The organism is Brevibacterium sp. JSBI002, assembly GCF_026013965.1.
Lineage (GTDB): Bacteria > Actinomycetota > Actinomycetes > Actinomycetales > Brevibacteriaceae > Brevibacterium.
In genome coordinates this window covers 3,661,638-3,675,622 of record NZ_CP110341.1, presented here as the reverse complement: position 1 = coordinate 3,675,622, position 13,985 = coordinate 3,661,638, and the positions used below count along the sequence as shown (strand labels likewise).

Here is a 13,985-nt window from a genome sequence, read left to right as displayed (position 1 = left end):
GGTCCCGCCGACCAAGCGGCGCCGCCGTGACCCTGCACCGAGGAGGCCGCCCCATGGTCGATCCCGACCCGCGTCGATCCATTCCGCGCACGGATCACCTCCTCGCCCTTCCCGAGGTCATCGCCGCAGGTGAGCACCTCAACCAGGCGACCATCAAGGCCATCATCTCCGAGGTGCAGAACGCCGCCCGGGCCCGTGAGATCCCCGTCGCCGAGGTGGCCCCCGCCATCACCTCCAAGCTTGGTTCCCGTTCGGCTTCCTCCCTGACCCCAGTGCTCAATGCCACCGGCATCCTCGTTCACACGAACCTCGGCCGGGCACCGCTCTCACCTGCGGCAACCCAGGCGATCACCGAGGCGGCCGGATATGTCGACGTCGAAATGGACCTCGGCACCGGCAAACGCAGCAAGCGGGGCACCGGAGCGAAGGCCGCCCTGCTGCAGGCGAGCCCGGCTGCCGAGGATGCTCTCGTGGTCAACAACGGTGCGGCCGCCCTGCTGTTGGCCGTCACTGCGATGCGCGGCAGCGGCACAGGTTCCGGCGAGATCATCATCAGCCGCGGCGAACTCATCGAAATCGGTGCCGGGTTCCGCCTCACCGACCTCATGACGACGACCGGCGCCAGGCTGCGCGAGGTCGGCACGACGAACCGCACCCACGTGGCCGACTACGCCGAGGCCATCAGCGACGACACGTCCTGCCTGCTCAAGGTGCACACGAGCAACTTCCGCGTCGAAGGATTCACCTCCTCCGTCGAGGTGGCCGACCTGCGCGGACTCGCCGACGAGCACAACCTGCCGCTCATCGTCGACCTCGGCTCCGGGCTCTTCACTCCCGACCCGGCGTTGCCCGACGAACCCGATATCGACACCGCCCTGCGCGCCGGCGCCGACCTCGTCATCGTCTCCGGCGACAAACTCCTCGGCGGCCCGCAGGCCGGCCTCATCCTCGGCCGCACCGAAGCAGTGCAGACACTGGCCAAACACCCTCTGGCCAGAGCGCTGCGCACCGACAAACTCACCCTCGCCGCCCTCGAAGCCACGATCACTCACACCGCGAACCCGATCCACGACGCCCTCCACATCGACACAGTTCACCTGCGGAAACGCACCGAAACTATCGCCGAGGCGGTCGGTGCCACGATCGTCGACCACGACGGACGAGTCGGCGGCGGGGGAGCCCCCGGAGTGCCCCTGTCCGGCTGGGCAGTCGAACTGCCTGAAGCCTTCGCCGAGCCGCTGCGCCGCGGCGATCCTGCGATCGTCGCCCGAGTCCACCAGGGACGATGCTTGGTCGACCTGCGCTGCGTACCCGAAAGCGAAGACAACCGCATCGCTGCCGCTATCAAGCGAGTCCGTGCTGACAATGCCTGACACTTTCGTCATCGCCACCGCCGGGCACGTCGACCACGGGAAGTCGACGCTGGTGGGTGCCCTGACCGGAATGGAACCCGATCGGTGGGCCGAAGAGAAGAAGCGCGGGCTGACCATCGACCTCGGTTTCGCCTGGACGACCCTGCCATCGGGACGCGAACTCGCCTTCGTCGACGTTCCGGGGCACGAAAAGTTCCTTGCGAACATGCTCGCCGGGCTCGGCCCCGCCCCCATCGCCTGCTTCATCATCGCCGCAGACAAGGGCTGGCAAGCCCAATCGACTGACCACCGCGACGCGATCAATGCGCTCGGCATCACCCACGGCCTCGTCGTCATCACCCGGGCCGACCTCGCCCCTGACTCTGTCGAGACCACAAAAGCTCAGGTCAGAGCGCAGCTGCGTGGAACACCACTCGAAGCAGCGCCGATCGTCACGGTGTCAGCCACGACCGGGCAGGGCCTGCCCGAACTCATCAGCGTCCTCGACGAGGTCACGGCCACGGCCGAGCCTCCGACCACCTCGGGGAGGGTTCGACTGTGGGTCGACCGGGCCTTCACCATCAAGGGTGCCGGCACCGTCGTCACCGGGACCCTCACGGCAGGCACTCTGACCACGGGCGATACAGTCGAGCTGCGCGGAGAGACCATCGACCGGATCGTGGGTGTGCGGGGTCTGCAGTCCCGTAATTCCACCACTACCGAGGTGGTCCCGCAGGCCCGCGTGGCCGTCAACCTGCGCGACGTCCCCGCCGACGACCTCCACCGCGGCGACGCTCTGCTCACGAGTGGGGCCTGGCCGATCGTCGACACGATCGATGTGCGCCGCACCATGGGCGAGGCACTCGACTCCGGCATCCACGAACTCATGGCCCATATCGGCACCGCCGCCGTGCCCGCCCGGCTGCGATCCTTCGACGCCGACCACGCCCGGCTCACCCTCGATCGACCACTTCCCCTGCAGGTCAGCGACCGGATCGTGCTTCGCGCCCCGGGCAGCCGCAACGTCTTCGCAGGCCTCCTCGTGCTCGACGTCGACCCACCCGAACTGTCCCGACGAGGCGACGGCGCCAGGCGAGCGAAAGAGCTTGCCGACCGTCCTGTGAAAGGCGATATCCTCGCCGAGGTGGCCCGCCGCGGAGCCGTCGAACGCACCGTCCTTACCCGGTTCGGTCTGCAGGTGCCCGATGACGAGGGCCTGCCCGCCGACATCGAGGTTGTGGGTGAGTGGCTCGTCCACTCGCCGGCGCTGACCTCCTGGGTAGAGGCGACGAAATCCCTGGTCAACCGTGAACTCGCCGCCACGCCGATGGCCGCAGGAGTGCCCGTCAAAGCCGTCGCCGAGGCACTTCAGCGAACTCCCGACTCAGGTCGCAGACGCGGCAGCGAAACGAAAAGTGACACCTCGGCGACGGCGAAAAGCCAGCCGGCTCTGCCTCTGCCCGAAGGCTCCGGCGGCGCGATTCGCGCACTGCTCAACCAGATCATCTCCCGCGCCGAGCTCGAAGCCGTCGACGGAATGGTCCGCCCGCCCGGGCATACCGCGGGACTCGGTGCCGCCGAAGCCGGTATCGCCGAGATCGAACGGCGACTCGCAGCCGACCCGTTCGCCGCACCAGAAGCCGATGACCTGCGCGAACTCGCCCTCGGAGCGCGGGAGCTCGCGGTCGCTGAGAAGGCGGGACGGATCCTGCGCCTCGGCGACGGAATCATCGTGGCTCCGCGCACCCCCGCGCAGGCGATGCGGATCCTCGCCGGTCTCGACCAGCCCTTCACCACAAGCCAGGCGAGGCAGGCGCTGGGGACGACCCGACGCGTCGTCATCCCTCTGCTCGAACACCTCGACGGCCGGGGCTGGACGCGCCGACTCGACACCACACACCGCGAAGTCGTGCGCTGAAGACGGTTGCGGCCCCATCGGTCGGGTGAGCACGGCGACGAAACGATGTCCTCGTCGGTGGGCGGCCGCCTCGGCGAAATTCCGTGACCTGTATTACGATCATGTCGGAATGATCGTTCGCGCCGTTTCCGGCGCTTCCGTCGATGGTATGGGTGATAACTGACTGCGGTGATGGGGCCGCAGCGACGCCATTTTTCCCTCACCCCTCTGCAAATTCGGAACCATCACAGGAGCAAACATGTCGAACTATCGTGTTCAGAATCCCACCACCGGCGAAATCGTCGAGACCTTCCCCGAGGCATCGAATGCCGAGATCGAAACCACCGTCGCTGGCGCCCACACCACCTACCTGACGTGGAAGGACACCGACATTCAGGAACGGGCGTCGATTGTGCGCAGGGCGGCGGAGATCTTCCATGAACGCAAGGACGAACTCGCCAGGACGATCTCGGTGGAGATGGGCAAGTCGTATGCCGAGTCCGTCGATGAAGTCGAGTTCGCCGCCGACATCATCGACTACTACGGCGTCCACGGACCCAGTCTGGCCACGGATTATCAGATCCCGTCGACCATCCCCGGCACTGCCCGGATCGAAGCGCTGCCGATCGGCGCCCTGTTGGGTGTGATGCCGTGGAACTTCCCCTATTATCAGGTCGCTCGGTTCGCTGCCCCGAATCTTGTGCTGGGTAACACGATCATGCTCAAACACGCTGACATCTGTGGGCGGTCGGCGCTGCTGATCGAGGAGATCTTCCGCGCCGCCGGCGTACCCGAGGGTGGGTACTCACACCTTTTCGCCAACCATGATCAGATCGCGTCGATGATTGCCGACCCCCGGGTTCAGGGTGTGTCTCTGACCGGGTCGGAGCGGGCCGGTGCGATCATCGGCGCTCAGGCGGGGCAGAACCTGAAGAAAGCCGTGTTGGAGCTCGGTGGGATCGACCCGATGGTCGTCCTCGACGCCTCTGATGTTGCGGCGGTGGCGCGTGAAGCGTGGGAGTTTAGGACGTATAACGCCGGACAGGTGTGCAATTCGAATAAGCGGCTGATCGTCATGGACGACATCTATGACGAGTTCGTTGCTGAGCTCGTGAAGTTGGGCACCGGGTTGAAGCCCGGGGATCCGCTGAGCCTGGGTGAGGGCGAGTATGTGCCGTTGTCGAGCCGTGCTGCCGCCGAGACCGTTGACGCACAGGTGACCCAGGCCGTGGCTGAGGGTGCCCGTGTGCTCATCGGTGGTGAGCTGGGTGAGGGTCCGGCTGCTTACTATGCGCCGACCGTGCTCGTCGATGTGCCCAGGGACTCGCAGTCGTATGGCGAAGAGATCTTCGGGCCGGTGGCCACCGTGTACAGGGTCTCCAGCGATGAGGAGGCCCTCGAGCTTGCGAATGATTGTGCCCTGGGCCTGGGTGGGTCCGTGTTCTCGACTGATGAGGGGCGTGCCGATCGGGTGGCGGCTCGTCTTGAGGTGGGGATGACGCATGTGAATACGATCGCGGCGGAGGCCGCGGAGATTCCGTTCGGCGGGGTGAAGCGGTCTGGTTTCGGTCGTGAGATGGGTCCGATCGGGATGGGCGAGTTCGTCAATAAGCGCCTCCACTTCATCGCGAAGTAGAGTTCGCGCTGCCGGACTCAGCGTCCTCGCGCAGCCGACCTCAGCGTCGCCCCGCTGCCGACCTCAGTCGAGGGCGGCAGTGATGATGTCATCCATCGCCGAGGCGGTCAGCGCCCGCCACTGCCGTCGTGACGGTGCGGACGGAATCCGCGCGCCGCGCACTTTGGCCAGGGCCACCTCGGTGATGGGGGCGTGCTGGGGAAATGCGGTCAGCGCGTGGAATCCCGCTTCCTCCTTGCCGATGATCTCTCCGGTCGCAAGCGTATGATGCATCCGCGCGGGACCGAGCGCACACCACGCGACGGTGCCGGCTGAAAGTCCCCGCAGGGACGTCACGAGTCGACGAAGCAGCGTTCCCGGGGTGCGCGACGGTCGGTCGCGCAGCTGTGCGGCCAACGGAGTCCAGTACTCGCGCAGGTTCGTGCGGACCCATGGTCGAAGCGCCTCCGTCTGCGCATCGAGATCCCATGCAGCGATCGGTCGTCCCCGCACCGTGATGCCGCCGTCGACGAGCTCCTTCCAGATCACCGGATTGACGTCGAACGCGCCGTGCGAATCGAAGATCTCACCCGTATGGGAGGCGATCGGACTGATCTGCGTAACGGGGCGACTGACCTCGGACTCGGCGATGAAGACGGTATTGCAGCACGCACTCACACCTCGCCCGCGCGCCACCCCTACTACTAGGCGGGGCACCTGCGAGAGGTGGAGCTGCCGCAGCCGCCGAATGAGATCCGGACGGTCCAGCCACTCATCGGCGATGACCGCGACGAGGTCGATGTCGCTGCGGCCCGGACGATAGGCGCCGAGGGCGATCGATCCGGTGACGGCGCAAGCGATGATGCCGCCTGGCAGGATCCGATCGGCGGCACGCAGGTAGGACCTGACGGCGGTTGCGGCATCTGGCGGCAGCGGCGCGGACATGGGATCAGCGTAGCGAACCCAACCGAACCCACGCCCAGCGAACAGTCAGCTCAGGGAAACTTGCAGTTCAAGTCGCGTCGAATTCCCATTGATCGGCTGTTGACGGTCTGTTTGTTGAGCAGGATCCGCTGAAGCGACAGCCTGGATTGCGGGCATGAGAGCAGGGTCACGTGGAACTCGGTGGCAGGAAGCCGAGAGGACCCGATGCCCGAAACGACTGGAAAGTGGGAACTGATGAAACTCGTACGCAAGTTCGCTGTGACAGCCCTTTCCGCGGCGGTCATCGCCGGCGGAGTCTCCATGGCGACCGCCGCGTCCGCAGAGCCGGCTGCCGTGTCCAAGGAGGCCGCTCCGTTCACAAGCAAAGCACTCGACGGCGGCAAGGTTCCGAACACCCAGGACGCCACTCAGCTCACTCAGGAGCAGATCGACAATGCGCGCACGATCATCGCCGTCGGCAAGGGAGCGGATCTGTCGACGCAGGCTCAGAAGATCGCCGTGATGACGGCCCTGCAGGAATCGAGCCTCTACAACCTCGACGGCGGCGACCGCGACTCCGCCGGACTGTTCCAGCAGCGTCCGTCCATGGGCTGGGGCACTCTGGCCCAGGTGACCGACCCGGTCTACGCCTCGAAGTCGTTCTACGGCGTCAACCCCGAAGGCTCGAACCTCGGCCTCATCCAGATCGAAGGATGGGAGACGATGGTCCCGGGAGCCGCAGCTCAAGCAGTGCAGGGCTCCGCCTTCCCCGCCGAGTACGACAAGTGGGATCCCTTGGCGACCGAGCTCGTCAACGGCAATCAGGATGTTGCCCCGATCAGCTGATCCGAGTCGTACTCGTTCCCAAAAACGTCTGTTCTGAAATCACACGTGCACACACGAGAAGCATCAGGAGAGAAGATGACGATTTCGCGCACACTCACGACCACCGTTCTCACCGCAGGAATCCTCGCCGGCGGAACCATGATGGCCACCGCACCGGCACAGGCCGACCAGACACCCGCCGTTCAGGCACCCGCTGCACAGTCCTCTGCCGCACAGGCAGAATCCGGCAGAACCGCCTCGGCGCAGGCCGATGATCGTCGCGAGGAGATCATCAGCCGTGCTCAGACCTGGGTTGACCAGGGAGTGCCCTACAACTGGGACACCACCCATCCGGATCCACAGGGCAAGCAGTACCGCATGGACTGCTCGGGATTCGTCTCGATGGCCTGGGGACTCGACGACAGCCTCAACACCGTGACCCTGCCCGATGTCTCCCACAAGATCGACAAGGACGAACTGAAGCCCGGCGACGTCCTGATGAAGGGCGGCCCCGGCACCGAAGGCGCCAACGGCCACGTCGTGATCTTCAACGGCTGGGCCAACGACGACAAGACCGCCTACCACGCCCTCGAGGAGAACGGTTCGCTCGGTTCGGTCGCCCACGAAGTCTCCTACCCTTACGACCAGGACGACAGCTTCGTCCCCTACCGCCTGAACGGTCTGTGATCTGAACGGCCCGTGATCCGGCACTGATCCGATGCCGATCCGGCGGCACCGATCCGCCGACCGTACGTCGCGAACCTGAACGCACATCGTCGCCGCGCCCCTCCCATGGGACGCGGCGTCGATGCATGTGACGAGGAGGGCCGCCTCGGGGAACAGAGCATACCTCGGAGTGCACAGGGCCTACCTCGGAGTGCAGGATCGCCGAGGATCGACCCCCACCCGCCGATCGCCGCCGGCACCTGAAATTTCCCTGGCTCGCGCCTGCGAACCGCCCGACGAGCGGATCGAGACCCCGGTCACGGGCGGGTGAGAGCACCGCTGGTGACCGCGCGGCGTTCAGCGAACTCTGATCGCACGCACACGGATCCGTGACGATTCGTTGCGGCGAGAATAAGTCACCTCGAAGTCTCTCTGCATTGAACGGGGCCCATCGGTCCGTCAGTGTTGTGTGGGGCGATTCCACGGCACCTTCTGCATTGGTGTTCCTGTGCCGACCACAGGGCAGATGCCGCAGAACCCACCACGTGTGCCGCGCACCAGGAGTCGCCGACCGGGTCGAGGGCCCGATCAAGAGAAAGTGAGAACAGATGAAACGTGCGCGCACACTTGCGGTGACTGCACTGTCCGCCGCCGTCCTCGCGGGGGGAGTCTCCCTGGCAACGGCGACCTCGGCTTCGGCCGACCCGATCTCCGGAGGCGTCAGCCAGGAGGGTGAAGCAGCCCAGTCCGACGCCGGCTCGACCGGAGGGATCGACGACCCGGATGAGCTGAGCGAGGAGCAGATCGACAATGCGCGCACCATCATCGGCGTCGGCAAGGGCGCGGACCTGTCGGAGCAGGCACAGACGATCGCCGTGATGACCGCACTGCAGGAATCGAGCCTCAACGACCTCGACGGCGGCGACCGCGATTCCGCCGGTGCCTTCCAACAGCGTCCCTCGATGAACTGGGGATCGGCCGACGAAGTCACCGACACCGTGTACGCGTCGAAAGCCTTCTACGGGGTCGACTCCGGAACCGCCAACCCGGGACTGACCCAAATCGCCGACTGGGAGAACATCGACCCCGGTGACGCCGCACAGGAAGTGCAGCACTCCGGATATCCCGACGCCTACGACAAGTGGGAGCCGCTGGCACAGAAGCTCGTCGACGAAAACCAGGACGTCGACTCCATCGACTGATGACCGCGGGTCCGAGAGTCCTGTCCACTCGGCATCTGGCTATGGATTCGACCACAACCCCCGAGATAGAATGTACCTACAGTAGTGACATTTCGGGAGGTGGATGATGACCACGATGTCGAGTCGGGAATTCAACCGGGACGTATCGGCGGCCAAACGTGCAGCCAGACACGGACCGGTCACCATCACCGAACATGGTCGTCGCACGCACGTTCTGCTGACTGCCGATGAGTACGATCAACTCAGCGGCAGATCGGACCTCGTCGGAGATGCCCTCGTCATCCACGACGATGATTCGGACCTCGATCTGCCGCACCGTTCTCAGCCATCGCTGCGGGTGCCCGAACTGTGAGATATCTGCTCGACACCAACATCATCAGTGACGCTCGCCGCGGCAACCGGACTCCCGTCGGACCCTGGATCGCCGCACAGAGGATCGACGATCTGGCCATCAGCGCCGTTACGGTCCTCGAACTCGACGTCGGAGTCCGACGGAAAGAGCGGCGGGACGCACGCGCTGGATCCGTCCTTCGGCAGTGGTTCGACGAACAGGTCTCTGAGGTCTTCGACAGCAGAATTCTTGCCGTCGATGCCGAAGTGGCTGTGCAGGCATCGCAATTGCACGTCCCTGACCCGATGCCCGACATGGACAGCCTGATCGCAGGGACCGCACTCGCACACTCTCTGACCCTGGTGACGAGGAACGTCGCTGACTTCGCGAATACCGGAGTCAGGCTGCTCAATCCCTGGGAGGACTGACCTCCTTCGCGGTCACTCTGCCAATGCGCCGGCGGCGAGCCGGCGAACCACCTCGGTGAGGTGCTGGAGACCCGAGACGAGATCCTCGTCCTTCGTGAACTCGGCCAGACTGTGTGAGACCCCGTCGACGCTGGGAATGAAGAGCATGACGGTGGGCACCTCGTCCTTCATATTCGTCGAATCGTGCCCGGCCACGGTCATCACCTTCGCCGAGGTGAGTCCCAAGTCATCGGCCGCGGTGCGGGCCAGTTCGACCCCGTCCTCGGAATACGGGTTCTGATCCCAGCTGTGCTCGGCGACGATCTCGATCTCCACACGATCATCGGCGCTGACCTGGCCGATCGTGGCCATGAGCTTCTCATGGGCGGCGGCGATCACCTCGGCGCTGGGGGAGCGCAGATCGAGCAGCAGGCTGACCTCGCTGGCGACGACGACCGGAGAATTCGGGTAGACGGTGAGCTGACCGCACGCAGTATGCAGGGCACCGGGCTCGAATTCGTCGACGAGCTCCCGCGCAGCCACGACCAGACGAGCCGCACCGAGCAGGGCATCCTGACGATCGGCCATGAGCGTGGAGCCGCTGTGCGCCTGTGCGCCGGTGACCTTGAACTCGTACTTGTGGGCCGCCCACGTGGCATTGACCAGCCCGATCGTCACCCCGTCCTCTTCCATGCTGCGACCCTGCTGGACGTGGATCTCCGCGTAGGAGGCGATCTCCGGGGCCGTGAAGTCTCCGCGTTCTCCCAACTCATCGAGTGCCTCGGCGACGGTGGTTCCCGCAGCATCACGCGTGGTCAGGGCCGCTTCGAGCTCGGCCTTGCCGGTGAAGACATTCGATCCCATCATCGACGGCTTGAACCGGGAACCCTCTTCGTTGAACCAGTTGACTACGGCGAGGTTGAACTTCGCCTTCGACGGGTCCGCCCGCAGCTCATCGGCGATCGCGAAACACGCATGCGCCGAGGCCATCACTCCGTACGCACCGTCGAAACGGCCTGCCGTCGGCTGCGAATCCATATGCGAACCCGTGAGCACATACGGGGCACCGGGCACGAGCTCGAGGAGCCCGAACTGATTGCCGATCCCATCCCGATGGACGCTGAAACCATGCTTGACGAGCAGCTCTTCGAACCATTTCCGCTGCTGGCCATCGGCGGCGCTCGCCGCCTGCCGGTCGACGCCGTTCGTGCCCTCGACGGCGCCGAAACGCGAATGCACGGCCCAATCGGCGAGGAAACCGGCCTCGCGATCAGCGTTGATCAGAGAGGGTGAAACGGTCATAGCGGGTCCTTTCGAGAGGTGTCGCGGGCGGGTGGTTCGCGACTGCTGGGTGGAGGGGTGCGGCGCCGGCGGTGCCGGTGTCAGGTCGGTGGTGCCGGGTGGGCACCCAGGATGGATCAGGAGGTTTCGTCGGCGGCCGGCGGCATCGTCGCCGAATCGATGAGCACATGGATGAGGGCGGGCCCGTCGTGGGCAAGGGCTCGGTCGAGCGCCGGCCCGAAGTCCTCCGTCGTTTCTACGCGCTCGCCGTGGCCGATCATTCCCGCTCCCACTGCAGTGCCGTCTGCTCCCGGTGGAACAGATCCGGACACCCTCGCCGAGGCGGCCCCGGAGCTGCCGAGATCGAATGCCGACATCCACGCCGCGAAGTTCGGGTTGACCATGCGCGTGCCCGAGGGGCGTCCCGGATAGTGATTCTCCTGGTGAGACACGATCGTGCCGTACACGCCGTTGTCGACGACGATGATGAGCGGTGATCCGCCGTGGGCGAAGGCCGTGGCGATCTCCTGGCCGTTCATGAGGAAGTCCCCATCGCCGCAGACCGCGACCGCATGCCGCTCCGGGTACGCCAGGGAAGCCGCCACCGCGGCGGGAACCGCGAGACCCATCGCCCCATTGCGGGCTCCGACGAGGCTGGACGGGCGCTCATGCCGGATGAACCGGTGCCCCCAGATCGTCGCATTGCCCGCCCCAAAGGTGAGGATCGCATCCCCGCCGAGGCGGTCATCGAGAATTCCGAACGCCACCCCGAGATCGACCCCGGCACGGCCCGGATTCTCCGCTGCCGCCTCGGCGTCGGGACGGTGAGCGGCGAACCGGGACTGCGCGTCGGCACGTCCCTGCATCCACTCATCCGTCCGGCCGCCGCGCAGTTGGCGTCCGTCCCGGGCATTCCCGGCATCGGTCCTGGTCAGGGCGCGAGTGAAGGAGTCAGGTGTGGCGATGATGTGCTCATCGATGCGCCCTGCGTGCTGGGTGGCCTCCATATCGAGGGAGACGAGAACGGTCTCGGCGTCGAAGCCGATCGTGTACCCGTCGCTTAAGACATCGGAGCGGGTGCAGCCGATGAAGACGACGAGGTCCGCCTCGGCGAAACCGGCCGCCACAGCATCGGCGCGACCGTAGCCGAGCCAACCCGCCCACGCCGGCGAGGAATGCGGAATCGCATCGTAGGCGCGCCAATCGCAGAAGATCGGCACCCCCGCCGAGGCGGCCAGTCCGGCCAGCTCGGCTCCGCAGCCGTTGTGCCACCCATCCCCGCCGAGGACGAATGCGGGACGCTTCGCCGCCGCGATCCGCGAAGCCAAGCCATCGATGACGACGGGGGCAGGGGTCGGTGGGGCCACCTCGGCGAGGGTCGGGGTCGGGGCCTCGGTGAGACCGACGAGGACATCCTCGGGCAGGCCGACGACGACGGGGCCGGGCCGGCCGGATGCGGCGATGCGCAGGGCGTCGGCGGTGATCTCACCGGCACGGTCCTCGTCATCGATGGTGAGCACGCGCTTCGCCGTCGAGGAGAACCACTCGGGAAGGCTGAACTCCTGGAAGGATTCGCGGGAGCGATCGTTGAGCGGGACGAGGCCGACGAACAGGACGAGCGCGGTCGCGTCCTGCCAGGCGGTGTGGACGGAGATCATCGCGTTCGCCGCCCCGGGACCGCGGGTGACCATGGCGATTCCGGGACGGCCGGTCAGCCGGGATTCGGCCAGTGCCATGAACCCGGCACCGCCCTCCTGCCGGCATACGACGGTCTCGATGTTCGCGTCGTACAGCCCGTCGAGGACGTCGAGGTAGGACTCGCCGGGGACCGCGTAGACGCGTTCGATGCCTGCTTTCTCCAGGGTGTCGACGATGAGGTGGCCGGCGGAACGCGACATGGTGGGGGTGTCCTTTCGAGGATCGAACGGTGTGAGGTCCGGGGCTCCCGGCCCGGTGCTGCGCTGGGTTCTCAGCGCTGTGCGGTTCTCAGTGTTTGAAGCCGGGCAGGTCGACGCTCATCCGAGGAGCGACAAAGCCGGCGAACGCCGTGAACAGGGAGAGGAAGACGAGCATTGCGGCGGCCGGCCACCAGTGGTCTCCGGCGGAGGCGACGAAGCTCGTGGCGAGCAGCGGGATGAATCCGGAGAGCATGCCTGCGGCGTTCTGCGCCATGCCCACACCCGTGTAGCGGGTGGTGGCGGGGAACAGTCCGGTGAGCACGGTGCCCGATGCCGCGTAGGGCAGGGACAGAGTGGACACGGCCAGGGTCATGGCGATGACGACGAGGACCGGGTTGCCCGACTCGAACATGAAGAACGCGGGAACGGCGACGACCGCCGAGGCGATTCCGCCCCAGAAGATGACCTTCGAGGCTCCGAACTTCGTGCCCAGGGCACCGCCCCAGATCAGGGCGAGGATCTCGACGGCTGCGGCGACCATGCTGCCGAGCAGAAGGAGCGAATCGTCGTAGCCGAGGACGTTGACGCCGTACCAGACGCAGAATGCGGTGACGAGGTAGAAGCCGCCGACGCCGAGCAGAGCCGCGGCCATGCCGATGATGATCTGCTTCCAAGAGTCGCGGAAGGTGGTGCGGATGGGGCTCTTCTCGACCTCGCCGGACTCTTCGAGCTGACGGAAGACCGGGGACTCCTCGAGGCGGGAGCGGAGGTAGACGGCGACGACGAGGAGCGGCAGGGCCACGAGGAAGGGGATCCTCCAGCCGAACGAGTCGAAGCTGTCCTGCGAGAACACCAAGGTCATGATGAAGAAGCCGCCGGAGGACAGGATCGTGCCGATCGGGGAGCCGATCTGCGGGATCGCGGCATAACGGGCACGCAGGTGGAGCGGGGCGTTCTCGACGACGAGGGTCATTGCGCCCGACCATTCGCCGCCGACGAAGAGACCCTGGAGGATGCGCAGGAGCACGAGCAGGGCGGGGGCGGCGAAGCCGATCGCCGCATAGGTCGGCAGGAGGCCGATGAGACCGGTGACGACGCCGATGCCGATGATCGTGATGAGCAGGACCTTGCGGCGGCCGATCTTGTCGCCCATGCGGCCGAAGATCAGACCGCCGATGGGACGAGCGGCCAGCCCGACACCGAAGGTGGCGAAGGAGGCCATGGCGGCGGCCGTGGCGTTTTCGCTGGTGAAGTACTGGACGTTGAAGACCAGAGCGGCCGCTGCCGAGAAGAGGAAGAAGTCGTACCACTCGAGGGCGGTGCCGATCAGGGCGCCGGCGGCGACCTTGTTCGCGTCCTTGATGCTCAGTTCCGTCGTGGCGTTGAGCTCGGCGGACGCCGTGATGTTCTGCTCGCTCATGGATTCTCTCCGTCGAGTCCGGGGACCTGGGCCTGGTCGGCCGAGTCCGGGTACGGGTGGTGCAGCGGTCGATGGTTTGGTTCGACCGGCAGGTATCGACCTTACCGAGTGTCACAAGTCATTTTCCAGGCGCATTTGTCGCCGAAAAGTGGGCAGTGCTTGTGCAG

12 protein-coding genes are annotated in these 13,985 nt (G+C 66.0%); 8 read left to right on the top strand and 4 right to left on the bottom strand.

Annotated elements, in window-relative coordinates; genetic code table 11:
* The first annotated feature begins 53 nt into the window (after positions 1–53).
* The 3 genes from selA (at position 54) to LJ362_RS16545 (ending at position 4,885) form a co-directional block, all read left to right on the top strand.
* Complete coding sequence (gene selA, locus LJ362_RS16555; RefSeq protein WP_264800104.1) at positions 54–1,373, top strand: L-seryl-tRNA(Sec) selenium transferase; 1,320 nt, start codon at positions 54–56, stop codon at positions 1,371–1,373.
* Positions 1,366–3,270, top strand: coding sequence for a selenocysteine-specific translation elongation factor (gene selB / locus LJ362_RS16550; protein WP_264800103.1), 1,905 nt, complete (start codon positions 1,366–1,368; stop codon positions 3,268–3,270). Before selA ends, selB begins: the two co-directional genes overlap by 8 nt.
* A 238-nt stretch (positions 3,271–3,508) precedes the next feature.
* Entirely contained in the window at positions 3,509–4,885 is a 1,377-nt protein-coding gene (locus LJ362_RS16545; protein WP_264800102.1) for an NAD-dependent succinate-semialdehyde dehydrogenase, read from the top strand.
* A 63-nt stretch (positions 4,886–4,948) separates the two neighbouring features.
* On the opposite strand, the gene LJ362_RS16540 is transcribed toward LJ362_RS16545, so the two are convergent.
* The gene (locus LJ362_RS16540; protein WP_264800101.1) at positions 4,949–5,809 is read right to left on the bottom strand and encodes a nucleotidyltransferase domain-containing protein; all 861 of its coding nucleotides are present in this window, start codon (positions 5,807–5,809) and stop codon (positions 4,949–4,951) included.
* A gap of 234 nt (positions 5,810–6,043) precedes the next feature.
* Between LJ362_RS16540 and LJ362_RS16535 the strand changes: the two genes are divergently transcribed.
* From LJ362_RS16535 to LJ362_RS16515, 5 genes are all read left to right on the top strand, one after another.
* Positions 6,044–6,634, top strand: a complete 591-nt coding sequence (locus LJ362_RS16535) for a hypothetical protein (protein ID WP_264800100.1) — start codon at positions 6,044–6,046, stop codon at positions 6,632–6,634.
* 75 nt (positions 6,635–6,709) lie between these two features.
* Positions 6,710–7,300, top strand: coding sequence for a C40 family peptidase (locus LJ362_RS16530; RefSeq protein ID WP_264800099.1), 591 nt, complete (start codon positions 6,710–6,712; stop codon positions 7,298–7,300).
* Positions 7,301–7,911: 611 nt separating this feature from the next.
* A complete protein-coding gene (locus tag LJ362_RS16525) occupies positions 7,912–8,481 on the top strand; it encodes a hypothetical protein (protein ID WP_264800098.1) in 570 nt (189 codons plus the stop codon).
* A gap of 106 nt (positions 8,482–8,587) precedes the next feature.
* Positions 8,588–8,833, top strand: coding sequence for a type II toxin-antitoxin system prevent-host-death family antitoxin (locus tag LJ362_RS16520; RefSeq protein ID WP_264800097.1), 246 nt, complete (start codon positions 8,588–8,590; stop codon positions 8,831–8,833).
* Complete coding sequence (locus LJ362_RS16515) at positions 8,830–9,240, top strand: type II toxin-antitoxin system VapC family toxin (RefSeq protein WP_264800096.1); 411 nt, start codon at positions 8,830–8,832, stop codon at positions 9,238–9,240. The genes LJ362_RS16520 and LJ362_RS16515 overlap by 4 nt, the downstream gene beginning before the upstream one ends.
* 12 nt (positions 9,241–9,252) lie before the next feature.
* Here LJ362_RS16515 and LJ362_RS16510 read toward each other — a convergent pair whose 3' ends face one another.
* From LJ362_RS16510 to LJ362_RS16500, 3 genes are all read right to left on the bottom strand, one after another.
* Positions 9,253–10,521 (bottom strand): M20 family metallo-hydrolase, encoded by a 1,269-nt coding sequence (locus tag LJ362_RS16510; protein WP_264800095.1) that lies wholly within the window; start codon positions 10,519–10,521, stop codon positions 9,253–9,255.
* 116 nt (positions 10,522–10,637) lie between these two features.
* A complete protein-coding gene (locus tag LJ362_RS16505) occupies positions 10,638–12,398 on the bottom strand; it encodes a thiamine pyrophosphate-dependent enzyme (RefSeq protein ID WP_264800094.1) in 1,761 nt (586 codons plus the stop codon).
* Between the two features lie 88 nt (positions 12,399–12,486).
* Complete coding sequence (locus LJ362_RS16500; RefSeq protein WP_264800093.1) at positions 12,487–13,818, bottom strand: MFS transporter; 1,332 nt, start codon at positions 13,816–13,818, stop codon at positions 12,487–12,489.
* Positions 13,819–13,985 lie beyond the last annotated feature (167 nt).

What these genes read in the sequence shown, in the direction of transcription:
- LJ362_RS16510 (WP_264800095.1), bottom strand. Translation starts at nt 10,521, where the DNA reads ATGACCGTTTCACCCTCTCTGATCAACGCTGATCGCGAGGCCGGTTTC.
- LJ362_RS16500 (WP_264800093.1), bottom strand. Translation starts at nt 13,818, where the DNA reads ATGAGCGAGCAGAACATCACGGCGTCCGCCGAGCTCAACGCCACGACG.
- LJ362_RS16530 (WP_264800099.1), top strand. Translation starts at nt 6,710, where the DNA reads ATGACGATTTCGCGCACACTCACGACCACCGTTCTCACCGCAGGAATC.
- selB (WP_264800103.1), top strand. Translation starts at nt 1,366, where the DNA reads ATGCCTGACACTTTCGTCATCGCCACCGCCGGGCACGTCGACCACGGG.
- LJ362_RS16505 (WP_264800094.1), bottom strand. Translation starts at nt 12,398, where the DNA reads ATGTCGCGTTCCGCCGGCCACCTCATCGTCGACACCCTGGAGAAAGCA.
- LJ362_RS16540 (WP_264800101.1), bottom strand. Translation starts at nt 5,809, where the DNA reads ATGTCCGCGCCGCTGCCGCCAGATGCCGCAACCGCCGTCAGGTCCTAC.
- selA (WP_264800104.1), top strand. Translation starts at nt 54, where the DNA reads ATGGTCGATCCCGACCCGCGTCGATCCATTCCGCGCACGGATCACCTC.
- LJ362_RS16545 (WP_264800102.1), top strand. Translation starts at nt 3,509, where the DNA reads ATGTCGAACTATCGTGTTCAGAATCCCACCACCGGCGAAATCGTCGAG.
- LJ362_RS16520 (WP_264800097.1), top strand. Translation starts at nt 8,588, where the DNA reads ATGACCACGATGTCGAGTCGGGAATTCAACCGGGACGTATCGGCGGCC.
- LJ362_RS16535 (WP_264800100.1), top strand. Translation starts at nt 6,044, where the DNA reads ATGAAACTCGTACGCAAGTTCGCTGTGACAGCCCTTTCCGCGGCGGTC.